Raw genomic sequence first — 25,340 nt, 5'->3', positions numbered from 1 at the left:
GACATAGAAAAACGCTCGCACCTATTTGTTTTACCGATAAAGTCGTTAGATACGAGTATAAAAACGTTAAAGCATTCATTGAAAAATGCCGAAAAGTTTACTAACCCATCTTTCTACGTAATAGCGCTACTTGAGTCAGAATACTATTTTCATGGGCCTCAAACGCCTGACGCTTTAGCGCTATTTCTTCCTGCATAATTTCATCTGAAAAATCGTAATGTTCCGCCATTGGATCATCACGTTTATCTGAATGGTGTAAACATAGAATACTTATCTCTTTAGTATCAGAACGCGAATAACCTTTTGCTCTCATCTGAGCAATAATATTACTTTTAAAAAACTTACGGCACATAGTATTAAATGCACCAGACTTCCCTTTTATAGTACCTTCGTGAACAACCCCTTTCACCGCACCATCAGGGCTATACGTTTTAATTAATTTATCAAGTGACCTTTTTGCAAATGGTTGCATAGGATCTCTTGGTTGCAAAAATACATACTCTCGATTACAAGCAAGCGTTGATTCCTGCCATGCCTTTTGCTCTTTTAATATTGTCGATATTCCTGGTGTGATTGGCATTCTAAATTCTTTTTGCGTTTTCATTGCTCCACGCATACCAATTAACCCAGCAGGGTAAATTATCTCTTGCTTATCGAAATGAATATATTCCCATTTTAAATTAATAACATTAACAGGCCTAACACCCGTTAAAATCATATATCGGATAGCATTCTTTTGATGAACTGATGTACATACAGCAACATTCATCCAAAGCGTTGCAATCGACTCTATATCTGTATACCGCTTCGTTGGCATTGGTTTTTGCACGCGAGATGAAACATAATCATCAGGGATACTTGCAGCAATATTCATTCCATTACAGTAAATAGGCGCTGCAAATTTCCAAAACCTACGCAACTCTGCAAATAGTTCTAAAGCATGGTTATTAGACTTAGTTTGTATCCATGTATCAATAACCTCAATAAGTCGCTGATACTTCATATCACTAAAAATTTCACGGGAGCCGAAAGCTTCTCTTAATTGCTTTGTTCTACAGCAATATGTAGCAAAACTATTTGCACTAAGCTTTGAACGACTAACCTTACCTTCCAAGTCTTGTTCATAAAGTTCGATCAATTGGTGAACAGATTCAGCTCGCAAGCCATATTCAGCTAGCTCCTTTGCTTTTTCTCGCGCAATTGGCAACGATAGCTCTGGCCATTCACCTAACTTGCTACCTTTTAAATCCATCTGTTTCGGAAACTCAGCATATATAGTAACCTTACCCGCTTTGCTAAAATCAATGCGTAGATAATGCTCTTTTTCGTATTTAGATCGACGTGGCTTGTTGAGATGATTTAAAATGATCTTAGCGGCAGTAACACAAACCCTCATGTGTGTACTTGTATAAGGGGGCTTGCATGACTCCCAGCGCAGTAAAGCATCCGAATATTCATCAGATGATGGTGACTTTAAGCTTTGTGTTGCTTTACCTGACATTGAAATACCCCTATATAACAAAGCACTATACTTTAAGCTCTCACATTAAGCGTTTTTAGAGCATAAATTTCAGTATGTGTTGCTGCTTTGTGTTACGGATTAGAGTTTTTCAATGTAATGCATACTGTATAAAAATACAAGTAATAGACGAACGTAACGAATAAGTGCAAGATATAAGTTACTGATTTTTAACTTAATAGAATGTAAATTACTGATATGTCTTTATTAATTACAAAACGCTGTATCAATTGTGATATGTGCGAACCTGAATGTCCAAATGATGCAATTTTTATGGGTAACGAAATTTATGAGATTGATTCAAACCTATGCACAGAATGCGTAGGACATTATGATAAACCGACCTGTCAATCGGTTTGTCCTATAAACAATACAATCATTACTGATCCTAACCATATTGAGTCTCAAGACCAACTATGGGATAAATTTGTTATCATTCACCACGCAGATAAAATTTAAATCTCTAATATTATTTTAGGGATTCTAGTTTATGAAAGAATAAAACTCGATATTTTTTATCGATATTTTAGTATCTATAATGGTTTTTATCCGTTCAAGATTGTATAAATTTTAATTTATGCAATCTATCACTAATGAGTAGCAGTATTATGTAATAAAAATGACGATATTATAATTTTCATTTCGTTCAATTTATCTATAAATATAAGAACGATTATTCTGATAAAACCAAACTAATGTTCATTAGGCTCTAACAATATTTATTATTATTAAAATTAAAATTTTCAGATATATTAGCACCTCAAGTTTATCAATAACCAAATGAGGTATATTATGACAAAGTCAAATGAAAGTGTTCAAAAAAGTAAATTTACCGATTATTACCCAACAAGTTTAGTTTATACCGTAAAAGATTATAATTACTTTATTGGTATCGCGAGAAACAAGTCTTTTGTTATTTATGAAATAACAAAAGATGGAGAAATAGACCTAAGCAAGCCAGTCCAAGATGGCGTATTAACAACCTTCCACGATGACCTTCAAGTTGTTTATGACCCTAAAAATAGTAAACAGTTCCTAGTATGCACAAACATTGCTGAGTCTACGTTAGATATATATACTATTTATGCAAATGGTTCGATAAAAGTATTCGACTCTCTTAGCTATAAACGGGATTCTAAACAAGGAACAGCTATTTATACTACAAATGGCTTTTTCTACTTTTACGAACAATCTAAACGTACTTTAGAATGGGAAATTAGAAAATTCATAAAGGAATAATTAGAAATTACCTATAGAAAAATAGTCTCTAACTAAATTAATTGCAAAACATTATATTGTTAGCCAGTCAATGACTTTATTTTCTGACTGAGAGTCTATTTTCTTTTATAACCAGAATAATAAGAAATTATAGTAATGTTTTGTATTTTTACATTTTATAACATCTTATTTCTTTTAATAGGTTATTTGTTGCCGAATAAAACAAGCAGCAAATAACCTATATTTCTCTATTAACTACAAATATATTAATTTTTAATACCACTTTCAATTATCACAGTAGCTACCGCATAATGGCGTTCATCTGTAATCGAAACATGAAAATGTGTCGCATGTAGGTTATCAGCTAATTTTAATGCCTTATCACTCAAACTCAATAAAGGTTTTCCAAGCTTATCATTTGTCACTTCAAATTGATTAAACGCCAAGCCGTTGCGGAACCCTGTACCAAGTGCCTTTGCTGCCGCCTCTTTAACTGCAAAACGCTTTGCTAAAAAACGAGCTGGCTTTGATTGTTGTTGATACTGGATAAGCTCAGTCTCTGTTAAAACTCTTTTTGCAAAACTGTCTCCTGTACGTTCAATCATCGCCTCAATACGAGCAATCTCTACAATATCTGTGCCTAACCCAATAATCGCCATTATTTACGTGCTTCTAACAGAATTTTTTTCATATCAGCAACGGCCTGTGCTAATCCACTAAATACAGCGCGGCCAATAATCGCATGACCAATATTTAGCTCATAAATTTCAGGTAATTGAGCAATACGCTGCACATTATGATAGGTCAAACCATGCCCTGCATTTACCTTGATACCTTTACTCGCTGCATAAGCGACACCATCACGAATACGGCGAAACTCAATTTCTTGCTCCTGCTCGGTTTTCGCATCTGCATAGGCTCCTGTATGGATTTCAATGAACGGAGCCCCGCACTCTTGTGCGGCATCAATTTGCGTATGGTCTGCATCAATAAACAATGAAACTAAAATACCCGCGTCAGAGAGACGTTTAATTGCATCCGCGACTTTTTGTTTTTGCTCTGCGACATTTAAGCCACCTTCGGTAGTCACTTCTTCACGTTTTTCAGGTACTAAACAGCAAAATGCAGGTTTAATACGACATGCAATTTCCACCATTTCATCTGTCACTGCCATTTCAAGATTCATTCGAGTTTGAATGGTTTCATTTAGTAGTGTGACATCTCTATCCGTAATATGACGGCGGTCTTCACGTAAATGAATGGTGATACCATCAGCACCCGCTTGTTCTGCAATGAACGCGGCTTGTACTGGATCAGGATATTGGGTTCCTCTTGCATTTCTTACAGTTGCAATATGGTCAATATTTACACCTAACAAAAGCTCAGCCATTTTTCACTCCCAATTAATAAACGTGACAATCTTATCAGCCTTCTATCCTACTGTAATTTGCTCCATTGAGGGAATAAATCTCTCACCATTCAATAAAAATTCCAACCCAAATCCTCTATTTCAGTATGTATATTTTAATTTTGCGAAGCGCTTCGTAAGATTTTGCATAGACAACAAAATAGTATTGCCAGATAAAATTTATTTAGATAAAAACATAGGGAAAAAGGATGTACGGGGAGTAAGCGAGTTACAAATAAACAAACTAAGCAAGTAAGTAAGAAATAAAATTAAAACACTTTTAACTTAGTTTATTTTTTGGGGCAGGTGAGTAGGCAAATTGGCGAAATAATTCTCGGCTTTTTAAAGGTTTACCACCTAGATAAGGCTTAAGAGCCATACGCGTAAAACGCTTAGCGGCTTTTAATGTATCTAAGTCAGGAAACTCACGGCTAGCGAGTGCTTTAAGCTGTTTTCCTGTGAAGCTAAGCTGGTCGGTAACTAAGCTACCAATAAAACCTTTTTCTTCTCGATACCGATAAGTCATCGTGTCAGCAACAGGCTCTCCGCTACCTGCACAGTGTAAAAAGTCTACACCATAGCCAAGGTAAGAAAGCAGCGCTAACTCGAACCTGCGCAATGCGAACTCTGGCGTTCGTTCACTTGCTGCAAGCACCTGCAAACAAGACAGGTAATCAAAAAATAATGCAGAATAAGGTGTACCAAACTCGATCACACGAGCCGTTAACTCATTAAGATATAATCCGCTATATAGGACAGTACCCGTTAGAGGAAGCGCTAAAGAAACAGGATCTGCATTGATTAAGGTTTTGATTTCACCTTTGCCTCCCCAGCGGATCAGCAAAGGTGTGAAAGGTTGCAAGCAACCTCTTAACGCTGAGCGATTGCGACGAGCCCCCTTGGCAAGTAAGCGGATCTTCCCTTCCCCTTCAGTGAAAAAATCTAACAATAGACTTGTTTCACTGTAAGGTCTTGAATGGAGTACAAACGCACGTTGCCAGCCACTCATTTCGCCACCAACTATTTTAGATCATCAACATAACCTAGACTACGCAATGCTCTTTCATCATCTGCCCAGCCTGATTTAACTTTAACCCAAAGCTCAAGGTGCACTTTATTATCAAACATTCTTTCCATATCGATACGCGCTTCAGTACCAATCGTTTTTAGTTTGCTGCCCTTGTTACCAATGACCATTTTTTTCTGGCCTTCTCGCTCAACCAGTATTAATCCATTGATATGGTAAATACCAGCCTCTGTAACTTTAAATTGTTCAATTTCTACTGTCACAGAATAAGGGAGTTCATCACCCAGAAAACGCATCAGCTTTTCACGAATGATTTCAGATGCCATAAAACGTTGAGAGCGGTCAGTGATATAGTCTTCAGGAAAATGATGTATAGCTTCAGGTATATGTTGTTTTACAATTTTAGCAATTGTATCCACACCCGTACCTTTTTCGGCACTAATAGGGACAACATCTAAAAAATTCATTTTCTGACTAATCATACTGATATGCGGCAACAGTATCGTTTTGTCCGTCACATTATCAATTTTGTTAATTGCTAATATAACTGGACAACGTAAGCTAGATAGCTTCGTTAATACCATTTCATCATCTGGTGTCCAATTAGTCCCTTCAACAACAAAAATGACTAACTCAACATCACCAATCGAACTAGATGCAGCCCGATTCATCAAACGGTTGATTGCACGTTTTTCTTCAATATGCAGCCCAGGGGTATCAACATAGATAATTTGATAATTATCTTCTGTATGAATCCCCATAATACGATGGCGAGTCGTCTGTGGCTTTCTCGACGTAATCGAGACTTTTTGCCCCAGTAATTGATTCAGCAACGTCGATTTACCAACATTGGGACGCCCAACTATAGCGACAAAGCCACAGTGGGATTGTAATTCACTCATTCAAGCTCCAAAATTTTCAATGCTTGTTCCGCAGCAGCTTGCTCTGCTTTACGACGACTTGAACCAACGCCATGAATAGGTTGTTCAATACCACTCACTTGACAGTGGATCGTAAATTCTTGATCGTGAGCTTCACCTTTTACCTGAACAACTAAATAGTTAGGTAACGGTAAATGACGCCCTTGCAGATATTCTTGTAACCTTGTTTTCGGGTCTTTCTGTTTATCACCCGGACTAATTTCATTTAGTCTACTTTGATACCAATCTAAAATAATTCTTTCGATTGTTTGAATATCACTATCTAAAAAAATACCACCTATTAGCGCCTCAACTGTATCAGCAAGGATAGACTCACGACGAAAACCACCGCTTTTTAACTCGCCCGGTCCTAAACGTAAACATTCACCGAGTTCAAATTCACGTGCAATTTCTGCTAGTGTATTTCCACGTACAAGCGTTGCTCGCATGCGGCTCATATCCCCCTCATCCACTTTGGGAAAACGGTGATATAAATCATTTGCAATAACAAAGCTTAAAATTGAGTCCCCTAGAAACTCTAGACGCTCATTATGCTTACTGCTTGCACTTCTATGTGTCAATGCTTGGATTAATAAATCATTTTGTGTGAACTGATAACCAAGCTTACGCTGTAATCTTTCTAATAAAGAGGGATTCATGTGCGCCCAACCATTTTTTATTTGATAAAAAAGCACACGCAACAGACCTGTAAAATAAAGCATTTTACAAAACTGTTGCGTTTGCACTGACTCCGCAAATACCCATATTTTTTTACAGCTCAGTAGTACTAATTATACAATTCGATTAGTTACAATAAGCTAAAAAGGAGGGTTAATAATTGAAGGAGCCAATAAATATTAATTAAACTATATTGTACACTGAGTAAAATAATAATGCTTCGAATAATGCGGACTTTCAAATGAAACCCCGCATCTTCGCAATATCAGTCAACCCAACCAGCTATATTATAGTGGACCAATTCGACTAAAACGAATACCTGTAGGCCATTCATTTTCTTGTTTATCTAGGCTTAACCAGATAAACACGGCTCGACCCACTAAGTTTTCCTCAGGTACAAAGCCCCACATACGACTGTCTGAACTGTTATCCCTGTTATCACCCATCATAAAATAATGTTTTTCAGGAACAATCCATTCATTTCTAGGCATACCAGGTTGTATGTATTTTGATTCAGTAATTGCTTGGCGAATAATTAGAATTTGATGTTCAACCGTATCTAACTTTTCACTGCGCTCATACTGACGTAGCGCATTCCTTGGCAAAGCTTGGTCTAACGGAATCTCATAATTTCCTTTTTGGTTATCAACAACAGAACCGATATCAAGGAACATCGTCCATTCACTCGGCGCCAGCGGGCCATAAACGATTGGTAATTTCTCTGTGCACTTGTTGTCAGCACAATTTGGGTAAATCGTTAGCTCTTTAGCATCCGAATCATAAACAATTTTATCTCCCGGTAGACCAATAACGCGCTTCACATAATCAATACTGGGATCTAATGGATATTTGAATACCGCAATATCACCACGCTTTGGTTTACCCGTCTCAATCAATGTCGTTTGGGTAATAGGGTCTTTTAGCCCATAAGAAAATTTTTCAACCAACATAAAGTCGCCAACTAACAGCGTTGGCATCATTGACCCAGAAGGTATCTGAAATGGTTCATAAATAAATGAACGAACAATCAGTACAATAGCCAATACAGGGAAAATAGATGACCCTGTCTCCAGCCATGATGGGCGACGAACCGCATTCGCCACATCCGCTTCACTCACAGCGCCATTTGTTGCATCCTGTAACTGCTTGAGTTTTGCTTTTCGCGCAGGTGCAAATTTAAACTTGTCTAAACACCATATAATCCCAGTGATTAATGTTGCCAGTGTTAGGATCAAGGCAAAGGTGTTAGCCATTGCGACTCCTTGTAAACTTAGTCTTTTCCAACATGCAATATAGCAAGGAACGCTTCTTGTGGTAGCTCAACGTTACCAACTTGCTTCATACGTTTCTTACCATCCTTTTGCTTCTGTAACAGTTTTTTCTTACGGCTAACGTCACCACCATAACACTTGGCCAGTACGTTTTTACGCAGTTGTTTAACTGTAGATCGAGCAATAATATGGTTACCAATCGCCGCTTGAATCGCAATATCAAATTGCTGACGTGGAATCAGTTCCTTCATTTTTTCAACCAATTCACGGCCGCGATATTGAGAATTCGCACGGTGCGTAATTAGAGCCAAAGCATCAACACGTTCATTATTAATAAGAACATCAACACGAACCATATCTGATGCTTGAAAGCGTTTAAATGCATAATCTAACGAAGCATAGCCACGAGATGTTGATTTTAAACGATCGAAGAAATCCAATACCACTTCTGCCATTGGGATATCATACGTCAGCGATACTTGATTACCATGATAGACCATATTGGTCTGAACGCCACGTTTCTCAATACAAAGTGTAATCACGTTACCTAAATACTCTTTAGGCATCAACATATGACACTCTGCGATTGGTTCTCGCAATTCTTCAATATTATTCAATGCCGGTAGCTTAGATGGGCTATCAACATATACGATATCGCCGTTGGTTTGCTGAACCTCATACACTACTGTTGGTGCAGTGGTAATCAAATCAAGATCATATTCACGCTCTAAACGCTCTTGAATGATTTCCATGTGTAATAAGCCAAGGAAACCACAACGGAAACCAAAACCTAGTGCAGAAGACGTTTCTGGCTCATAAAACAAAGAGGCATCATTAAGACTTAGTTTGCCTAATGCGTCACGAAATGCTTCATAATCATCCGAGCTCACAGGGAATAAACCTGCATATACCTGTGGTTTAACTTTCTTAAACCCTGGCAGCGCTTTTTCTGATGGATTACGAGCTCCTGTTAATGTATCCCCAACAGGAGCACCAGTGATATCTTTAATCGCACACACTAACCAGCCTACTTCACCACAACTTAACACATCACGATCAATCTGTTTCGGTGTAAAAATACCAAGACGATCAGCATTGTACACTTGTCCAGTGCTCATAACTTTAATCTTATCGCCTTTTTTCAATGTACCGTTTTTAATACGGATCAATGAAACAACACCTAAATAGTTATCAAACCATGAATCAATAATCAGTGCTTGTAATGGCGCATCAGCATCCCCCTCTGGAGGTGGAATTTCTTTAACAAGACGTTCAATGACATCTTGAACACCAATCCCTGTTTTTGCAGAACAACGAACCGCATCATGTGCATCAAGGCCGACAATGTCTTCAATTTCTTCCGCAACACGTTCAGGATCGGCAGCTGGCAAGTCAATTTTATTTAAAACCGGAACAACCTCTAAATCCATTTCAATCGCGGTATAGCAGTTTGCTAATGTTTGAGCTTCAACACCTTGCCCTGCATCAACGACTAATAAAGCACCTTCACAGGCTGCTAACGAACGAGAGACTTCATAAGAGAAATCGACGTGCCCCGGTGTATCAATGAAGTTTAATTGGTAAGTTTCACCATCTGAAGCTTTATAATCAAGCGTTACGCTCTGTGCTTTAATAGTGATCCCACGTTCACGCTCTAAATCCATCGAGTCTAAAACTTGCGCCGCCATTTCACGATCTGTTAAACCGCCACAAATCTGAATAATGCGATCTGATAAGGTAGACTTACCGTGGTCGATATGAGCAATGATAGAAAAATTTCTTATATTATTGATTTTCAAGGTAATATCTTCTTTTAAATTGCCTTACAAAATCAGTTTTGTGCAAATATTGCGACAAAACTAAAATGCTATGATTATCACAAGATTGTTAATTAGCAGCATTTTACATATAAGAACCCACTAACACAAAGATTCAATGTAAAACAACTGTAAACCTGTATCAGGTTAATACGTTAGCCGAAACAATTTTGTGCAAACTCCCGACTAAAATAAACCGCTTTTATAGCTATACTCCAGCTATTTTGTTATTTATAGCCAAAATAGAAAAGTAAAATCACTGAATCAGTATCATGTACCAATAAATGAATAGTTAAACCACAAAAAGGGAAACGCTGTGTTTCCCTTTTATCGATACTATCAAATTATATATTGAATACACGCCGTTGAAACTTAGCAATTCACCTGAACAGATAGCTCTGAAGGTGGCAACCCTATTTGTAGTACCACTGGTTGAAAAGCTTCATCATCGCGCCATTTTGATGCTAAATTGCGGGCAACAAAAAAACCAATGATGCCACCAAACACACCTAAAACTGCAATCCAAAATTGTTCAAAATCCAATGATTGAGCCAATCCAGCGAGTAAAAAAAGCCCTAAAATCGGCGTTAAATAAACTAATAGAGCAGAACGAATCAAACTTCCTTCAGGAATACCGACTTCAATTTTTTGCCCTTCCACCAGCGGCTGTTCAATCACAATTTCTAATTCATGTTCTGTATTTGGCCCTATTTTACTTAATGCATAAGAGCCACACGTTTTACGAGCACTGCAACTTCCACAACCACCTGTTGAAGAACCATAGCGCAATAGTGCCCTACCATTTTGCCAACGGATCACAGTTGCCCATTCTTTTACCATAATTTACTCCCGAACTTGAATACTAGCTGCGACCACTTCTGCTGTTGCTAAGGGTAACTCACCAATCACAGTGATGACATTTTGCTTTTGCGTCATGGTGTAAATTGTCCGACGCCCATTTTGCAGAGGCTGATCAAGTAACGGGCCTTTCGCCGATTTAGTCACGTTTACTGAAAAGGTAAATAAACCATCACTAAACATAGCGGTTTCAACCACATCATCTTCAGATAATTGACGTGATGAACGGGATATTTCTTCAAAACCGGGAGGCAACATGCCAACTTGCCATTTAAAAGAAGGATTTCCATTTTTCGGAGAAATCAATAATGGTGGCATATTTACCTTGCTTAATGCGAGTAATGAATCTTTCACCGTTTTACTATCCAGTACCGTCGAGATCACACGAAATTGTTCTAACGTTTGGCTATTATTATCGAGAAGGTCAATACGTAATGGCAATTTCGTTTCCTCATCGACCAATACTACATAGTTAAACCGTGAATTGTCTTTCGATATTATGCGGATCACCAATGCTGGACGATCACCAATGTGGGTGCGTCCTGCATCAATAAAATTGTAGTAAGGTTTAATTTGTTCATAATTTGCAAAAACGACTGACGGTATATTATCAACAATATTATTGCCATTTAAGCTAAATGCATCAAACCCAGGCTCAAAATAGCTGATGTTATTACCTTTTTGGACTATCTCACGGCGTGATGAATCCATTTGGATCATCTGAGAAACTGATTCACCATTGATGATCGCATGTCGATAACGAACTGGGATTATTGATTGTGGACTGAATGTCATAAATGACATTTCATAAGACAAGTTCTGGGCAGCATTCCCCATTTCTTTAAAAAGAACATCGGCACCTTGTTCAGATGCCGAAGCTTGATTAGAAATAATCAGGCTGCCCGTCAGGCAGATGACGGATAACCATTTTTTCATTATTGCAGTTTAACTCCCGCTGAAGACGCGGGTCCAGCAGGTTCTTGATACTGCTGATTCATCATTGAGCGTCTTTCAATTTCATATTGCTGCAACATAGCATTAATACGTTGGTTTTGTTGTTCAACTTGCTGAATTTGTTGCTCATTACCAAACAATTGGTTATCTGAAATATTCAAACTAACCGGTGCTCCACTTCCAACAGGAATGGTATTGAATATAGGCTCATCTAAAGCTGAGTCAGTAACATCGCTTTGGTTATACTGTTGAACCCCAACAATGACGGCTAATGAAACACAAGCTGCTACACCAATTTGAGTCAACTGGCTTGCCCAAGGACGAATTTTGCCCCAGAAAGGGAAAGCCCCCCAAGTCGCAGGTTCAGGCTGCGATTCGACAACTACCTGAGGATTAATACGCACTGCTTCATTCTCTAATGCTGCCGCAACTTTACTTGCAATATCAAAATGCATGACTTCACTTGTATCGTTACGCAGAGTATCACGAATAAGATGATAGCTCTCCCAACGTTGCTTTAACGTTGAATCACATGAAATGGCATTTACAAGTTCTAAATCAAGAACTTCGCCATCCATCATTGCGGAAAGTTTCTCTCTTTGCATGCTCAATTACCTTCAGTTAATTGCATCACAATTATAGTTAATTTCCTGATTTAACAATACGGTTAGTGCTGTTGAATCAGAGGTTGTACTTTATTATCAATCGCTTCCCTAGCCCTAAAAATTCGCGAACGTACGGTGCCAACAGGGCAATCCATAATTTCTGCGATTTCTTCGTAACTTAAACCATCCAGTTCACGAAGCGTAATTGCCATTCTTAAGTCTTCAGGCAATGATTCAATAGTCCGGAAAACGACGTTCTTTAATTCATCAGACAACATTAAGTTCTCTGGGTTCGAAATTTCTTTTAATGCGCCAGCGGTTTCAAAGTTTTCTGCATCACTCGCTTCTAAATCTGAAGCAGGAGGACGCCTGTCCTGTGCTACTAAATAATTTTTAGCTGTATTGACCGCAATACGATATAGCCAAGTATAAAATGCACTATCACCACGGAATGAACCAATAGCCCGATACGCTTTTATAAATGACTCTTGAGCAACATCAGGGACATCCGCTTGCGGTACATAACGAGAAACTAAGCTTGCAACTTTATGTTGGTATTTAATTACCAGCAAATTGAATGCTTGCTGATCGCCCTTTTGTACCTTTTCAACCAATAACTGGTCTGTCAGTTGCTCGCTCATTCCAGGAAGTATCTCCCGAATTCAGGCCGATAATATGTTAACTTGATCATGTTCTCCCTTCCTAAGCAAGCACTACTTTGAGTAGTAGAACCCGTTGAAGTTCAATTTAATCTAAAAAAATAGTCAAAAATTTACAAAACTACTAAGATTTTTATTTTGAAGATCTAAAAGATCCTTATTAAAACAATTGCGTATAACTTTCTCGCCTGTAAATAATACAGCATACCAATTTTATAGCTGAATGCCATTGCTATCACACTAAACAACATCAATAAGTAAATAGATTTACATCAACACATAATAACTGACATTAATCCACTAATAGCCATAGACAATCCGATAGGCTAACATAAAAAACTCACTACATACTATTATATACACGCAAACATTTATGAACGAATCCACACAGCATTACACTGATATTTTAATCATTGGGAGTGGTGTCGCAGGACTTTCAGCTGCCTTACGGCTCGCCCCCTTTCATCAAGTAACTATCCTGAGTAAAAGCAGTCTCAGTGAAGGCGCTTCCTACTATGCTCAAGGCGGCATTGCCGCAGTTTTCGATGACACCGACAGTATTGAATCCCATGTTGAAGACACTCTCATTGCTGGTGCGGGTATTTGCCAAAAAACAGCGGTTGAATTTATTGCTTCAAATGCTAAACATTGTGTTCAATGGCTAATTGACCAAGGGGTACTCTTTGACACCGAAGTGACACAAAGTGGTGAAACACAATACCATTTAACTCGTGAAGGTGGACACAGTCACCGTCGAATCCTACATCATGCAGATGCTACAGGTAAAGAGGTCGAAACCACGTTAGTTGATCTCGCTTTTGCACACTCTAACATTCATATCAAGGAACGCTATAACGCCGTTGATCTTATTCTTCCAGAGGCTTCAGAACCTAAACGTATTTTAGGTGCCTATGTTTGGAATCGTCAAAAAGAACAAGTAGAAACGATCCGAGCAAAAACCGTTGTTCTCGCTACAGGGGGCGCGGCTAAAGTTTATCAATACACGACTAATCCAGATATATCTTCTGGTGATGGCATTGCAATGGCATGGCGGGCAGGCTGTCGTGTTGCCAACCTTGAGTTTAATCAATTTCATCCGACATGTTTGTTTCATCCACAGGCCCGTAATTTTTTATTAACTGAAGCATTACGAGGTGAAGGCGCATATCTAAAGCGCCCCGATGGTAGCCGTTTCATGCCAGATTACGATGAGCGTGCCGAGCTGGCTCCTCGTGATATCGTCGCTCGCGCCATTGACCATGAGATGAAACGCCTTGGTGTTGATTGCATGTATTTAGACATCAGTCACAAACCTAATGATTTCGTTAAAAACCATTTCCCAACCATTTATGCAAAATTAATGACTTTAGGGTTAGATCTCACCCAAGATCCGATCCCTATCGTACCTGCTGCTCACTATACCTGTGGTGGTGTTATTGTTAATGATACGGGTATGACAGATATCCCAAATCTGTATGCCATTGGAGAAGTTAGCTATACGGGCTTACATGGTGCGAACCGAATGGCATCTAATTCTTTATTAGAGTGCCTAGTGTATGGCTGGTCAGCTGCAGAGAATATCAATAAAACGATAAAACAGATCGATAAGATCCCTCATTTACCTGAATGGGATGAAAGCCGAGTTCACAACTCAGATGAACAGGTTGTCATTCAACATAACTGGCATGAATTACGTCTATTTATGTGGGACTATATGGGGATCGTAAGAACCACAAAACGCCTTGAACGTGCGTTGCGCCGTATCCATTTATTGCAGCAAGAAATCCATGACTATTATGCAAATTTCCGTATTTCAAATAACCTACTTGAGCTGCGAAACCTTGTTCAAGTCGCTGAATTAATGGTTCGTTGCGCATTGGAACGCAAAGAAAGCCGTGGTTTACATTACACCCTAGATTACCCTGAGCCACTCCCCAATTCAGGTCCCACTATTCTACAGCCTGAATAAACCCAACAAAAGCCGGCACCTTGATGTCGGCTTTAGTATTTCACATAAAATGGCTGAATGAGTTTTCGAAATTCATCAGTATACTCACCGCATTCCTCTTTAAGTGCTAATGATGTGACCTGTGTCTGTATCTCTTGTAATTGAAATCCTAATAGCAAGCGATGATAATCCGTCGTTGGTTTATCACTTACATTGACACGAAAAGCGGTAAACCAGCCAGAACCTTCGGCCATTTTCTGCATTTTTTCCCCAGCGTCATAAGGTAAGACTAAACAAAATAGGCCTCGGGGTGCCAAACAACACTTCGCGCTTGCGAGTAATACATCATGGGTCAATGTTGCGGTATATCTCGCTTGGTCACGCTTTTCATCCCGACACGCAACAGCAGGTTCGAAATAAGGGGGGTTACTCACAATCAAATCATATTGAATTGGCGACTTCTGACTGTAGCTAATAATATCTTGGTTTATTACCTTCAACCGCTCCGCCCACGGTGACTCAACAAAATTTTCCTGTGCTTGGGATGCTGCATCACTGTCTAATTCAACTGCATCAACACGCAATGCTATATTTCTCTGCGCTAACATCAACGCAATCAATCCGCTACCACTACCAATATCTAATGCAAATTGAACGCCTTCAACAGGGGCCCAAGCCCCTAATAACACACCGTCTGTACCCACTTTCATAGCACATCGGTCATGAGCTACAAAAAACTGTTTAAACGTAAAGCCGCCTTTGCGGTAATTCTTTTTTTGAAAGCACATACAAATACTCTAATTGACCAATATTGATTCCATTATTCTCATTTTAAGCAAATAAAAGTGATAATTTAACCTAATTGCTACAATATAATTCTCATATTACGAGAATTATATTTGTGACAAAAAAAATTTACTGCTAAGTTCGAGAAAAAAGGAGATGCCATGAACAGTATAAATAGAACCTTAGACATCTTATCTTATATAACAAGTTGCGCATCTCCTGTGACGCCACACGCTATTTCATCAGCATTAGAGATCCCATTGTCGACGGTTTATCGATTACTCACAATTCTCATAGATTGGGAATTTGTCTCTCATGCCAAACAATATGGAACATACTGCGCCGGCTCGCAGAGTATCAAAAATCAAGAAAAATACTATCACCACAGTTTATTGATGAGCGCATCTAAACAAGAGCTGCAAACTTTAGCGAAAAAAACCCAAGAAACCGTGGCAATTATCACTGCTAATTTACGTGAAACCATTTGTGTCGACATGATTGAGAGTGAGCAAGCTCTACGTTGCTCTTTTATTATTGGACGCGGCAATACCTTAATCAAAGGTGCGAGTGCAAAAACTCTATTGGCTTTTCGCCATGCAGAATATCAAAACCAAGTACTTGAGGTTCACGCTAAACAGTTGGCCACTTTGCAACAAAAATTGAAGCTGCAACACGATTTACAACAGATACATAAACAAGGTTACGGCATGTCAGTCAGTGAAATCGATGAAGGCGTGCTAGGGGTGTCTGCTCCTATTTTTAAAGGGAATGACGTTTTAGCTGTGGTCTCGGTCATGGCTCCTGAATTTCGTTCCATACATCGTGTTGATGAATTCATCACGCACACTTGCCAAACGGCGCATAACATCACTAAATTAATTAACTTGGAGTAACTATGACACAACCTTTCCAATGGCAAGGGCGCACTGATGGTGAAACACAAGAACATTTGCGCATCCATCAAGTGATCAACAAACACTCCCCCGCCAAGTTCGCATTGATTGGCTTTGCTTCTGATGAAGGCGTTAAACGTAACAAAGGCCGCCAAGGAGCGAAAGCCGGCCCAGACGCAATCCGCCGTCAGCTTGCAGGATTACCTATCCATCAACCACTGGCTATCAAAGACGCTGGGACAATTAGTTGTGATGATGGCGATCTCGAAACGGCACAGCGCCATTTATCTGACCAATTAATAGCCCTACTCGCCGCAAATGAAAAACCGATTGTCCTAGGTGGAGGTCACGAAGTTGCATTCGCCAGTTTTCAAGGTCTTTTTGACTACGTTGAACAACATCAATCAGGTAAAACAATTGGTATCATCAACTTTGATGCGCATTTTGATTTACGCGAAGCCCCTGTTGCGACTTCTGGTACACCATTCCTACAATCTGCCATGTTATGCCAACAGCACCAACGTCCGTTCCAATATTTATGCTTAGGTATCGCAGATCACGGCAATACCAAAGTGTTATTTGATACCGCCGATACATTAGGTTGCGAATATATTCGCGATAAAGAACTCACTTATTCTAAGTTATCCCAAGTGGTTGAAAAAATACAAAAATTTATTGATACCGTAGATTATTTATACGTCACGGTGGATTTAGATGTATTTTCCGCTGCTATTGCGCCCGGTGTCAGTGCCCCTGCACCAAAAGGGATTTCCACTGAGATATTTGATGAACTGTTTGCTGTGATTAAAGATAGCCAAAAAATTGCTGTTTTTGACATTGCGGAATGCAACCCTGAATTTGATATTGACAACCATACCGCAAAACTCGCGGCTTATTTGATTTACCAATACTTATTCTAATAAAACAACACAACAATTCGACTGATAAACCAAAATACCTTTATTATTACAACTCAACATTAGTACCATAAAAATAATATATTTATGAGTTGGGTAGATATGATGACTTTGTGTCATAGCTAGTTTGTAAGCCAATGCTGTTACTTGATTTTAAAGAATTTTATACCTTTAGATTTCAAGTTACAGCTAGGCGGCAAGCTGGGTTATCCCTAGGAGCATACTGGAGTATATGACGAGGGTGAACCAGTGTAGCCAACAACGCTATAGCTAGAAAGATAAAGGTAATATACACAAAGGGAAATATATGATTCTACACCTAGACACCCTCTCCACCCTCTTCTTAACCGTGATCTGCCTACTTATGGGGATACACTTAAAAAAGCGCATCGAATGGCTACAACGTTTTTGCATCCCATCTCCCGTTATTGGGGGCTTTTTAGTTAGCTTAATAATTTGGGGACTCAAATCATTTAACCTAGCTGAAATTAATTTTGATACCAGTTTACAAACTTTCTTGATGGTCGCCTTCTTTACTACGATTGGTATAGACGGTAGTTTCCGAATTTTGAAAACTGGCGGTAGGCTACTATTTATCTACCTTTTCATTTGCTGGTTTGTGGTTATTTTCCAAGATACTTTTGGCGCTGGGCTTGCGCACTTATTAGGAATCGATCCTGTCATCGGTATCATGGCTGGTGGTGTTTCGCTAACGGGAGGGCATGGCGGTGCAGCTGCCTTTGGTGGCATGGCTGAAGGGCTAGGCGTACAATCAGCCACAGTGGCGGCTATTGCAGCAGCCACTTTTGGCTTAATCACTGGGAGCCTACTTGGCGGCCCTATCGCCACATTTTTAATTAAAAAATTTAACGTTCAAATAAAAGCAGATGAAAATGTTGAACATATTCAAGTGCCAGAAACCATAGCAGGTAAAATTGAATCTATCGATGCGCATGCTTTCTTAAAAATGTTAGCACTGGTACTGGGGATCATGGTTATTGGGCAATTAGCTTCTGCTCAATTCACGAAAGCAACAGGCTTTTCATTACCAAGCTATGTTGGAGCAATGATCATTGCTATTATTATTCGCAATATTAATGACCAAGTTGGGTTATTCCGTATCAATCAAAAATCAATCGACCTAATATCTGAGGTATCCCTTGGCCTATTTTTAACAATGGCAATGATGTCATTGAAAATTTGGGAATTAAAAGCAGTTGCATTGCCACTATTCACGATTTTACTGGCTCAAGTGGTTATTTTGATTTTGTTAGTTGTTTTTGTCATTTTCCGCTTATTAGGCAAAAACTACGATGCCGCGGTAATGTGCGCAGGTTTAATGGGTCATGGGTTAGGTGCGACACCCAATGCGATGGCAAATATGTCTTCCGTTTGTGAACGCTATAAACAAGTTTCCATGAAGGCCTTTATGATAGTTCCTCTCAGTGGTGCTGTATTAATTGACTTAGTTGGTATCCCATACCACACATGGTTAATTAACATGCTCAGTTAAAATATACAGAGGGGAGTGAATGCTTCCCTCTTATTTGCCCTATTTATTCTATCATTTTCCTACGTTCTATCACTCCCAGTCTTGCGTGAAAACCGTTACACTTGATGAAAGCTGATTTTTCAGGTGAACAATTTTGCTAACCTGTTTATAATCAGCGCCCCAAATAGAGGTATATCATGACTGCATCCACATTTACTGAACTTGAACTTGACGAGAGCCTTATTGATGCGCTTTCAGATAAAGGCTACCAACGCCCAACCGCTATTCAAGCTGCGGCGATCCCTGCTGCAATGGATGGCCGTGATGTTCTAGGTTCAGCCCCTACAGGAACAGGTAAGACCGCGGCATTTTTATTGCCAGCTATCCAACACTTACTTGACTTCCCAAGAAAAAAATCAGGGCCCCCTCGCGTTTTGGTTTTAACACCTACGCGTGAACTCGCTATGCAGGTTGCTGATCAAGCAAAAGAATTATGTGCGCATAATCACCTAGACATTGCAACTATCACGGGTGGTGTTGCTTATATGAACCACGCTGAGGTTTTCAGCGAGAATCAAGATATCGTGGTAGCAACGACAGGCCGCCTGCTGCAATACATTAAAGAAGAAAACTTTGACTGTCGTGCAGTTGAAATTTTAATCCTTGACGAAGCTGACCGCATGCTAGATATGGGCTTTGCCAATGATATCGAAACGATTGCAGGTGAAACACGCTGGCGCAAACAAACCATGCTCTTCTCTGCCACCCTTGAGGGTGAAGCAATCCGGGATTTTGCGGAGCGATTATTAGAAGATCCTATTGAAATTGATGCTGATCCGTCTCGTCGTGAACGCAAAAAAATTCAGCAATTTCATTACCGAGCTGATACTTTAGAGCATAAAACCGCTTTACTATGTCATTTATTGAAGCAAGAAGACGTTACTAAATCGATTGTTTTTGTTCGCAAGCGTGAACGTTTACGTGAAGTCGTTCAATGGCTAAGAGAAGCGGGGATTGAGCCTTGCTACTTAGAAGGTGAAATGCCACAGGCTAAGCGTAACGAAGCCGTTCGTCGCTTAGTTAGCGGGCAAGTTAAAGTCTTAGTCGCTACCGATGTTGCCTCTCGAGGCTTAGACATTGATAACGTAAGCCATGTGTTTAACTTTGATTTGCCACGCACAGCAGATGTTTACCTACATCGCATTGGCCGTACGGGTCGTGCGGGTCGTAAAGGTACAGCGATTTCATTAGTTGAAGCCCACGACTTCCCGCTATTTGGTAAAATTACACGCTATATCGAAGACCCAATCAAAATCCGTGTGGTTGATTCTTTACGTCCAACAACAAAAGCGCCTTCCGATGCGATGCTAAACAAGCCAAAGCCATCGAAGAAAGTCTTAGCTAAACGTAAAGAAAAGAAAAAAGAAGAACAAGCTAAAAAGAAAGAAAAAGTACGCCATCGTGATAAAAAAAATATAGGGAAACGCCGTACTCCAGTTAATGCTGTTGAATCTACAACTAGCGATAAAACAAAATAATAAAGTAAACGGGTTTCGACCCGTTTTTCTCATTTAGCTCATCAGACTAAAAATACTTTCACGCTTTTGTTTCCCTTCTAAGGTTAATACTTCTGGTTTAAGGACATGGTTACTGAGAATATCTTTACAGTTTAACCCCCTATTATTCTTAATTCGCCAATCAGCACCATTTAGCAGTAATAGTTCAGCCACATCTAATGCATGACTATTTAAAGCATCATGTAACGGTGTATTACCCAAGCTATCTGTAATATTTACAGCAAGGCCATTATTCAATAAAAGTTGAGACTGCATAAATCGACCACTTTGAGCAGCTAAATGCAGAATACTTTTTTGTTCTTTGGATTGTATATTTTTAATTGTTCGCCCATAGCTGGACTCAATTAAAATTTGCATAAATTGCCCATTCATCGCTCGAACAGATTGATGAGCTAAAAAGTCAATATCACAAGATTTATCATGCAATGCTAAAAGTGTTGAAAATTCAGCAATATTTCCTCTTTTAATTACGTTTTTACAACATTCTTGCCAATTTTTGTCCTGCGGTTCTTCATGGGGTGGAAATACTGCTAATGGTATTTCTTGCATCTCATTATATTCACCAGTAATTGCATTCCAGTTATTCCATGGTTTCTGTTTATGCATTACCTGAATGATTTTAACCATTGTATGTGCAATAAAACTTCTTGTTAATAAACGATGCGGCAACCAATTTTTCCAAGAACGATGTTCGCTGTAAGCCATTTTAATACGATTTCCCAGTGCGGTGGGGATAGGTAAAGAATTTTGCAATGCATCAAGCCAGTCATATTCTACTGAGTAAAAACGTATCATGCCTTCCTGCGCCGTTTTTTCAGCAATTTGATAATCAATACCGACTTTATTCAATGTGCTCTCCGCTAAACCTGCTGGGCTAAAAGCAATACAAGGGGATTGGCTCGCCAGTGCCGCTATTGATGACAGGCCCCCGCCTAATGAATGCCCAGTACATATCGTATTTCCATTCACAGAGTTGAATAAAATATTCATTAAAGCAACCGCTTGAAAGTATTGTGGCTCATATAACCCCAAACCTTGTCGAACATTCGCATAAAAATCGGTTAGGTCGTTGCTACCCGCGAAACACAAAATATATAAATCATTAAATCGGCAAATATTCGCTTGAAAGCCAGTCAACTCATCATTCAGTAACTCTGCATTAATTCCTAATGCAGACAGTTCTGTATTAGTTAATCTTTCAATACCTTGGATTTTAGGCTCATTTTTATGGTAAGCACCATGAGAGAGTAGCGCTAAAATATAATCTTTTTGTTGTGAATTTCGACCTAAAAAATCCTCTTTTAATATATTTTTAGGCCACAGGTCTATTTCATAGAGTGGGTTTTCAACTTTCTGATTTTGTAAATAAACATCTAAACCTTCCCAAGCACAAGAAAGTTCATTATCTGAAAGTGATATCTGTCGTGTTGATAAAGGCATGAATCCTCCCTAACAAATACGTTATGTTGGAGGAATATTGAAATATAAATAAGCAAGAGGGGAAACAATCAACTTTATTAGTGACAAATAAAAAGCCATTGATATCAATGGCTTTAGCGTTTGTTAAATTATATTAGAAATACTTTGCTTTAATCTTTATTACAAACTTTCAGTGAAAGTACGAGTAATAACATCGCGTTGTTGTTCAGGCGTTAATGAATTAAAACGTACTGCATATCCCGATACACGAATGGTTAATTGCGGGTATTTTTCTGGATTTTTCACCGCATCTTCTAATGTTTCACGACTTAATACGTTCACATTTAAGTGCTGGCCGCCTTCTACACGAACAGTTGGTTTCATTTCCAGAGGAACTTCACGATACTCAAAAGCCCCTAATTCGTCTTTAGCAACGATCTGGCCTTCGTTATAATCCGTTTTTGCACAAACACAACGCGCTTCATTTTTCTCGTTATCCAGTAACCAGAAAGAATTTAATAATGCAGCATTGTCTGCTTTAGTAATTTGAATACCAGTAATCATGTCGACCTCCACGTTCGAACTTGATTGCATTCGACTATTATCAATCGAAGCTACACAAACCATCAATCTTATAAAAATTGCGTAATTGGATATTTGGTCTAACCAATGTTTATGGTTATTTTATACCAGCTAGCTCCCTCACTTTCTTTGATATTTATCAATTATTTCGTGCAGTAATCAATCAAACCGGCTCAACTTTATGATTTAAATCAAAATTCCCATACAGCACATTACAAATATTTTTCAAAAAATAAAAAATAATTTAAATAAATGCTGAATATCAGAGCTTTATCTCTTACCCTTGAACCAGTAAGCTTAGACATGTAATTGATGCAGTTATACATTGTATCGTCATAAATTCATTGTTATGGAATACCTTATGTCAACATCCATTACGTGGCACGATGTCATTGGCCCCGAAAAATCAAAACCTTACTTCAAAGAAACACTTGCCTATGTTGCTGAGCAACGCAAAAACGGTAAAGTTATTTACCCACCACAAGATGATGTGTTTAACGCTTTTCGTTATACCGAACTTGCAGATATCAAAGTGGTGATCCTCGGGCAAGACCCCTATCACGGTCCAGGTCAAGCTCATGGGCTTTCTTTTTCTGTACTTCCAGGTATCAAGCCGCCACCATCTTTAGTCAACATGTATAAAGAGCTAGAAAAAGATATCGCTGGCTTTGAGCGCCCCAATCATGGCTATTTGCTAAGTTGGGCTCAGCAAGGCGTTCTATTACTTAACACTGTATTGACTGTAGAACAAGGTAATGCTCACTCTCACGCCCATCTGGGTTGGGAAACTTTTACAGATAAAGTGATAGAAGCCATCAATGAGAATACTCAAGGCGTCATTTTCCTTTTATGGGGTTCCCATGCGCAGAAAAAAGGCAAAATAATTGATAGCAAGCGCCATCACGTGCTCAAAGCCCCTCACCCGTCACCACTTTCCGCGCATCGTGGCTTTTTTGGTTGTGGTCATTTTTCACAGGCAAATATTATTTTAGAACGAGAAGGCAAAACACCGATTGATTGGAATCCTGTAATCGCTGAGTAAATGACAGGTTAAGATGGATTAAAAGCACAAAAACAATTGATTGATTTTCAACGGTGACAGAAAAATGGGATGCATTTACATCCCATTTTAATTTATTTATTTTCTCTTACTTTCTTACTTAGAGACTATTACCATCGCCGGTCTTAACAGACGGTTATTCAGCGTATAGCCTTTTTGCATAACATTAATAACGTGACCAGCGTCATGATCAGGTGATTCAACCATCGTCATCGCTTGATGAACTTCAGGGTTAAATGGCACATTCACCTCACCGACCGGCTCGATACCAAATTTAGCGACAGCATCTAAGAATGTTTTTAGTGTCAAATCCAATCCTTCTAGCATCGCTTTAGATTGTTCATCTTCGCGATCTGCCGCATCAATAGCTCGCTCTAAATTGTCAATAACGGGTAATAATTCGTTAGAGAATTTTTCGAGAGCAAATTTATGTGCTTTTTCGATATCTTGTTCCGTACGACGACGAATATTTTCAATTTCTGCATGTGCACGCAACATCGCTTCACGTTCAGTTTTTTGTGAAGCGGCTAATTGTTGTTCAAGCTCAGCAATACGCGCAGCTAACGCTTGTTCATTTGCTTGCATTTCATCTGCTTGCTGAATATCAGTTTCTTGCTCTGCTTGAACTTTTTGTGATTCATTTTGCTCAGAAGCTTGCTCATCATGCATGTTTTGGTCTTTACTACTCATGAATATCTCCGCGTATTTAGCATTAATCCCATATATGAGAGTATTATGGGGATCTAAAACGGGGATTCAAGGGAAGTCATACAATGAGAGGTCAAAAAAGTATGCGAAAGGACAATAAGACATCACAATCACATTTCAAAACAATCGGTATTGTCGGACACCCAAGGCATCCTGAAGCATTGGCAACTCATGAACTCATCTATCATTGGCTAATTTCCAAAAATTACCATGCGATTATTGATAAGCAAGTCGCTAAAGATTTGAAGTTAATCAATGCCAATACAGGAACATTAACCGAAATAGGTCAACAGGCTGACTTAGTCGTCGTCGTTGGAGGCGATGGTAACATGCTAGGTGCAGCGCGAATTTTGTCGCGCTATAACAATAAAGTAATCGGCGTAAATCGCGGTAATTTGGGGTTTTTAACTGACCTCGACCCCGATAATGCTCTCCAACAACTTTCTCGCGTTCTAGATGGAGAGTACCGAGAAGAACAGCGTTTTTTATTGGAAGCCCAAGTCATTAAAGCAAACCAAAAGGCTCGGAAAAGCAGCGCAATCAACGAAATTGTTTTGCATCCAGGGAAAGTTGCTCACATGATTGAGTTTGAAGTTTATATTGATGAGAAATTTGCATTCTCACAACGCTCGGACGGATTAATCATCGCGACCCCTACAGGTTCAACCGCCTACTCACTTTCCGCTGGAGGCCCTATTTTAACCCCTAATTTGGATGCCATAGTCTTAGTGCCAATGTTCCCTCACACCCTGTCCTCAAGACCATTAGTTATCAGTAGTGATAGCAGCATTCGATTAAAATTCTTACGTACTAATATTGAGTATGAAGTCAGCTGCGACAGCCAAATAATGCTACCTATCCTAGACGGTGAAGAGGTGATTATCAAGCGTAGCAACAAAAACCTTAATTTAGTTCACCCCAAAGATTATAATTATTTCAATACGTTAAGCTCTAAACTTGGATGGGCTAAAAAAACCTTTTAAATTTTTCACTCTACCTCTTTACTGTATAAAAAAACAGTTTA

At 39.1% G+C, this 25,340-nt stretch carries 25 protein-coding genes; 9 read left to right on the top strand and 16 right to left on the bottom strand.

Features of this window, described 5'->3' with window-relative positions; translation table 11 throughout:
• Positions 1 to 100: 100 nt before the first annotated feature.
• Positions 101 to 1,501, bottom strand: a complete 1,401-nt coding sequence (locus tag ACLPIE_RS17780; protein ID WP_211889595.1) for a tyrosine-type recombinase/integrase — start codon at positions 1,499 to 1,501, stop codon at positions 101 to 103.
• Positions 1,502 to 1,717: 216 nt separating this feature from the next.
• Between ACLPIE_RS17780 and ACLPIE_RS17775 the strand changes: the two genes are divergently transcribed.
• Both ACLPIE_RS17775 and ACLPIE_RS17770 read left to right on the top strand, forming a co-directional pair.
• Positions 1,718 to 1,978, top strand: a complete 261-nt coding sequence (locus tag ACLPIE_RS17775) for a YfhL family 4Fe-4S dicluster ferredoxin (protein ID WP_430263041.1) — start codon at positions 1,718 to 1,720, stop codon at positions 1,976 to 1,978.
• Between the two features lie 333 nt (positions 1,979 to 2,311).
• Positions 2,312 to 2,758, top strand: a complete 447-nt coding sequence (locus ACLPIE_RS17770) for a hypothetical protein (protein WP_430263040.1) — start codon at positions 2,312 to 2,314, stop codon at positions 2,756 to 2,758.
• Between the two features lie 245 nt (positions 2,759 to 3,003).
• On the opposite strand, the gene acpS is transcribed toward ACLPIE_RS17770, so the two are convergent.
• From acpS to rpoE, 11 genes are all read right to left on the bottom strand, one after another.
• Positions 3,004 to 3,396: a holo-ACP synthase gene (gene acpS / locus ACLPIE_RS17765; RefSeq protein ID WP_430263039.1), complete on the bottom strand. Its 393-nt coding sequence runs from the start codon at positions 3,394 to 3,396 to the stop codon at positions 3,004 to 3,006.
• Positions 3,396 to 4,127, bottom strand: a complete 732-nt coding sequence (gene pdxJ, locus ACLPIE_RS17760) for a pyridoxine 5'-phosphate synthase (RefSeq protein ID WP_430263038.1) — start codon at positions 4,125 to 4,127, stop codon at positions 3,396 to 3,398. Before pdxJ ends, acpS begins: the two co-directional genes overlap by 1 nt.
• Before the next feature lie 298 nt (positions 4,128 to 4,425).
• Positions 4,426 to 5,154 (bottom strand): DNA repair protein RecO, encoded by a 729-nt coding sequence (gene recO / locus ACLPIE_RS17755; RefSeq protein WP_430263037.1) that lies wholly within the window; start codon positions 5,152 to 5,154, stop codon positions 4,426 to 4,428.
• Positions 5,155 to 5,165: 11 nt separating this feature from the next.
• On the bottom strand, positions 5,166 to 6,074 hold the full coding sequence (gene era, locus ACLPIE_RS17750) for a GTPase Era (protein ID WP_430263036.1): 909 nt from the start codon (positions 6,072 to 6,074) through the stop codon (positions 5,166 to 5,168).
• On the bottom strand, positions 6,071 to 6,751 hold the full coding sequence (gene rnc, locus ACLPIE_RS17745; RefSeq protein ID WP_430263035.1) for a ribonuclease III: 681 nt from the start codon (positions 6,749 to 6,751) through the stop codon (positions 6,071 to 6,073). Before rnc ends, era begins: the two co-directional genes overlap by 4 nt.
• A gap of 306 nt (positions 6,752 to 7,057) precedes the next feature.
• Complete coding sequence (gene lepB / locus ACLPIE_RS17740) at positions 7,058 to 8,023, bottom strand: signal peptidase I (RefSeq protein ID WP_430263034.1); 966 nt, start codon at positions 8,021 to 8,023, stop codon at positions 7,058 to 7,060.
• A gap of 17 nt (positions 8,024 to 8,040) precedes the next feature.
• The gene (gene lepA, locus ACLPIE_RS17735) at positions 8,041 to 9,834 is read right to left on the bottom strand and encodes a translation elongation factor 4 (protein WP_430263079.1); all 1,794 of its coding nucleotides are present in this window, start codon (positions 9,832 to 9,834) and stop codon (positions 8,041 to 8,043) included.
• Positions 9,835 to 10,230: 396 nt separating this feature from the next.
• On the bottom strand, positions 10,231 to 10,698 hold the full coding sequence (rseC, locus tag ACLPIE_RS17730) for a SoxR-reducing system protein RseC (protein ID WP_430263033.1): 468 nt from the start codon (positions 10,696 to 10,698) through the stop codon (positions 10,231 to 10,233).
• A 3-nt stretch (positions 10,699 to 10,701) separates the two neighbouring features.
• The gene (rseB, locus tag ACLPIE_RS17725; RefSeq protein WP_430263032.1) at positions 10,702 to 11,652 is read right to left on the bottom strand and encodes a sigma-E factor regulatory protein RseB; all 951 of its coding nucleotides are present in this window, start codon (positions 11,650 to 11,652) and stop codon (positions 10,702 to 10,704) included.
• Positions 11,652 to 12,275 carry an anti-sigma-E factor RseA gene (gene rseA, locus ACLPIE_RS17720; RefSeq protein ID WP_430263031.1) on the bottom strand — a complete coding sequence of 208 codons (624 nt, stop codon included), beginning with the start codon at positions 12,273 to 12,275 and terminating at the stop codon, positions 11,652 to 11,654. Before rseA ends, rseB begins: the two co-directional genes overlap by 1 nt.
• Positions 12,276 to 12,337: 62 nt before the next feature.
• Positions 12,338 to 12,916: an RNA polymerase sigma factor RpoE gene (rpoE, locus tag ACLPIE_RS17715; protein WP_430263030.1), complete on the bottom strand. Its 579-nt coding sequence runs from the start codon at positions 12,914 to 12,916 to the stop codon at positions 12,338 to 12,340.
• A gap of 391 nt (positions 12,917 to 13,307) precedes the next feature.
• On the opposite strand from rpoE, the gene nadB reads away from it, so the two are divergent.
• The gene (gene nadB / locus ACLPIE_RS17710) at positions 13,308 to 14,903 is read left to right on the top strand and encodes an L-aspartate oxidase (protein ID WP_430263029.1); all 1,596 of its coding nucleotides are present in this window, start codon (positions 13,308 to 13,310) and stop codon (positions 14,901 to 14,903) included.
• 32 nt (positions 14,904 to 14,935) lie between these two features.
• Here the strand turns inward: nadB and trmN are convergent, their stop codons facing one another.
• On the bottom strand, positions 14,936 to 15,670 hold the full coding sequence (gene trmN / locus ACLPIE_RS17705; RefSeq protein WP_430263028.1) for a tRNA(1)(Val) (adenine(37)-N(6))-methyltransferase TrmN: 735 nt from the start codon (positions 15,668 to 15,670) through the stop codon (positions 14,936 to 14,938).
• 159 nt (positions 15,671 to 15,829) lie between these two features.
• On the opposite strand from trmN, the gene ACLPIE_RS17700 reads away from it, so the two are divergent.
• The 4 genes from ACLPIE_RS17700 (at position 15,830) to srmB (ending at position 20,508) form a co-directional block, all read left to right on the top strand.
• Positions 15,830 to 16,561, top strand: coding sequence for an IclR family transcriptional regulator (locus ACLPIE_RS17700; RefSeq protein ID WP_430263027.1), 732 nt, complete (start codon positions 15,830 to 15,832; stop codon positions 16,559 to 16,561).
• 2 nt (positions 16,562 to 16,563) lie between these two features.
• Positions 16,564 to 17,481, top strand: coding sequence for a formimidoylglutamase (gene hutG / locus ACLPIE_RS17695; RefSeq protein WP_430263026.1), 918 nt, complete (start codon positions 16,564 to 16,566; stop codon positions 17,479 to 17,481).
• A gap of 304 nt (positions 17,482 to 17,785) precedes the next feature.
• The gene (gene gltS / locus ACLPIE_RS17690) at positions 17,786 to 18,991 is read left to right on the top strand and encodes a sodium/glutamate symporter (protein ID WP_430263025.1); all 1,206 of its coding nucleotides are present in this window, start codon (positions 17,786 to 17,788) and stop codon (positions 18,989 to 18,991) included.
• Positions 18,992 to 19,167: 176 nt separating this feature from the next.
• Positions 19,168 to 20,508: an ATP-dependent RNA helicase SrmB gene (srmB, locus tag ACLPIE_RS17685; protein ID WP_430263024.1), complete on the top strand. Its 1,341-nt coding sequence runs from the start codon at positions 19,168 to 19,170 to the stop codon at positions 20,506 to 20,508.
• A 33-nt stretch (positions 20,509 to 20,541) separates the two neighbouring features.
• Here srmB and ACLPIE_RS17680 read toward each other — a convergent pair whose 3' ends face one another.
• Positions 20,542 to 21,987: an ankyrin repeat domain-containing protein gene (locus tag ACLPIE_RS17680; protein ID WP_430263023.1), complete on the bottom strand. Its 1,446-nt coding sequence runs from the start codon at positions 21,985 to 21,987 to the stop codon at positions 20,542 to 20,544.
• Between the two features lie 159 nt (positions 21,988 to 22,146).
• Complete coding sequence (grcA, locus tag ACLPIE_RS17675; RefSeq protein WP_430263022.1) at positions 22,147 to 22,530, bottom strand: autonomous glycyl radical cofactor GrcA; 384 nt, start codon at positions 22,528 to 22,530, stop codon at positions 22,147 to 22,149.
• Positions 22,531 to 22,909: 379 nt separating this feature from the next.
• Here grcA and ung point away from each other — a divergent pair, with 379 nt between their 5' ends.
• Positions 22,910 to 23,590: a uracil-DNA glycosylase gene (gene ung, locus ACLPIE_RS17670; protein ID WP_430263021.1), complete on the top strand. Its 681-nt coding sequence runs from the start codon at positions 22,910 to 22,912 to the stop codon at positions 23,588 to 23,590.
• A 114-nt stretch (positions 23,591 to 23,704) separates the two neighbouring features.
• Here the strand turns inward: ung and grpE are convergent, their stop codons facing one another.
• Positions 23,705 to 24,298: a nucleotide exchange factor GrpE gene (gene grpE, locus ACLPIE_RS17665; protein ID WP_430263020.1), complete on the bottom strand. Its 594-nt coding sequence runs from the start codon at positions 24,296 to 24,298 to the stop codon at positions 23,705 to 23,707.
• Positions 24,299 to 24,399: 101 nt separating this feature from the next.
• Here grpE and nadK point away from each other — a divergent pair, with 101 nt between their 5' ends.
• Positions 24,400 to 25,299, top strand: coding sequence for an NAD(+) kinase (nadK, locus tag ACLPIE_RS17660; RefSeq protein WP_430263019.1), 900 nt, complete (start codon positions 24,400 to 24,402; stop codon positions 25,297 to 25,299).
• Positions 25,300 to 25,340 lie beyond the last annotated feature (41 nt).

It is taken from the genome of Providencia sp. Me31A, from assembly GCF_050487165.1.
GTDB lineage: Bacteria > Pseudomonadota > Gammaproteobacteria > Enterobacterales > Enterobacteriaceae > Providencia.
The sequence above is the reverse complement of the archived record's forward strand: the minus strand, read 5'-3'. Positions and strand labels throughout refer to the sequence as shown.

What these genes read in the sequence shown, in the direction of transcription:
- ACLPIE_RS17780 (WP_211889595.1), bottom strand. Translation starts at nt 1,501, where the DNA reads ATGTCAGGTAAAGCAACACAAAGCTTAAAGTCACCATCATCTGATGAA.
- ACLPIE_RS17775 (WP_430263041.1), top strand. Translation starts at nt 1,718, where the DNA reads ATGTCTTTATTAATTACAAAACGCTGTATCAATTGTGATATGTGCGAA.
- ACLPIE_RS17770 (WP_430263040.1), top strand. Translation starts at nt 2,312, where the DNA reads ATGACAAAGTCAAATGAAAGTGTTCAAAAAAGTAAATTTACCGATTAT.
- acpS (WP_430263039.1), bottom strand. Translation starts at nt 3,396, where the DNA reads ATGGCGATTATTGGGTTAGGCACAGATATTGTAGAGATTGCTCGTATT.
- pdxJ (WP_430263038.1), bottom strand. Translation starts at nt 4,127, where the DNA reads ATGGCTGAGCTTTTGTTAGGTGTAAATATTGACCATATTGCAACTGTA.
- recO (WP_430263037.1), bottom strand. Translation starts at nt 5,154, where the DNA reads ATGAGTGGCTGGCAACGTGCGTTTGTACTCCATTCAAGACCTTACAGT.
- era (WP_430263036.1), bottom strand. Translation starts at nt 6,074, where the DNA reads ATGAGTGAATTACAATCCCACTGTGGCTTTGTCGCTATAGTTGGGCGT.
- rnc (WP_430263035.1), bottom strand. Translation starts at nt 6,751, where the DNA reads ATGAATCCCTCTTTATTAGAAAGATTACAGCGTAAGCTTGGTTATCAG.
- lepB (WP_430263034.1), bottom strand. Translation starts at nt 8,023, where the DNA reads ATGGCTAACACCTTTGCCTTGATCCTAACACTGGCAACATTAATCACT.
- rseC (WP_430263033.1), bottom strand. Translation starts at nt 10,698, where the DNA reads ATGGTAAAAGAATGGGCAACTGTGATCCGTTGGCAAAATGGTAGGGCA.
- rseB (WP_430263032.1), bottom strand. Translation starts at nt 11,652, where the DNA reads ATGAAAAAATGGTTATCCGTCATCTGCCTGACGGGCAGCCTGATTATT.
- rseA (WP_430263031.1), bottom strand. Translation starts at nt 12,275, where the DNA reads ATGCAAAGAGAGAAACTTTCCGCAATGATGGATGGCGAAGTTCTTGAT.
- rpoE (WP_430263030.1), bottom strand. Translation starts at nt 12,916, where the DNA reads ATGAGCGAGCAACTGACAGACCAGTTATTGGTTGAAAAGGTACAAAAG.
- nadB (WP_430263029.1), top strand. Translation starts at nt 13,308, where the DNA reads ATGAACGAATCCACACAGCATTACACTGATATTTTAATCATTGGGAGT.
- trmN (WP_430263028.1), bottom strand. Translation starts at nt 15,670, where the DNA reads ATGTGCTTTCAAAAAAAGAATTACCGCAAAGGCGGCTTTACGTTTAAA.
- ACLPIE_RS17700 (WP_430263027.1), top strand. Translation starts at nt 15,830, where the DNA reads ATGAACAGTATAAATAGAACCTTAGACATCTTATCTTATATAACAAGT.
- hutG (WP_430263026.1), top strand. Translation starts at nt 16,564, where the DNA reads ATGACACAACCTTTCCAATGGCAAGGGCGCACTGATGGTGAAACACAA.
- gltS (WP_430263025.1), top strand. Translation starts at nt 17,786, where the DNA reads ATGATTCTACACCTAGACACCCTCTCCACCCTCTTCTTAACCGTGATC.
- srmB (WP_430263024.1), top strand. Translation starts at nt 19,168, where the DNA reads ATGACTGCATCCACATTTACTGAACTTGAACTTGACGAGAGCCTTATT.
- ACLPIE_RS17680 (WP_430263023.1), bottom strand. Translation starts at nt 21,987, where the DNA reads ATGCCTTTATCAACACGACAGATATCACTTTCAGATAATGAACTTTCT.
- grcA (WP_430263022.1), bottom strand. Translation starts at nt 22,530, where the DNA reads ATGATTACTGGTATTCAAATTACTAAAGCAGACAATGCTGCATTATTA.
- ung (WP_430263021.1), top strand. Translation starts at nt 22,910, where the DNA reads ATGTCAACATCCATTACGTGGCACGATGTCATTGGCCCCGAAAAATCA.
- grpE (WP_430263020.1), bottom strand. Translation starts at nt 24,298, where the DNA reads ATGAGTAGTAAAGACCAAAACATGCATGATGAGCAAGCTTCTGAGCAA.
- nadK (WP_430263019.1), top strand. Translation starts at nt 24,400, where the DNA reads ATGCGAAAGGACAATAAGACATCACAATCACATTTCAAAACAATCGGT.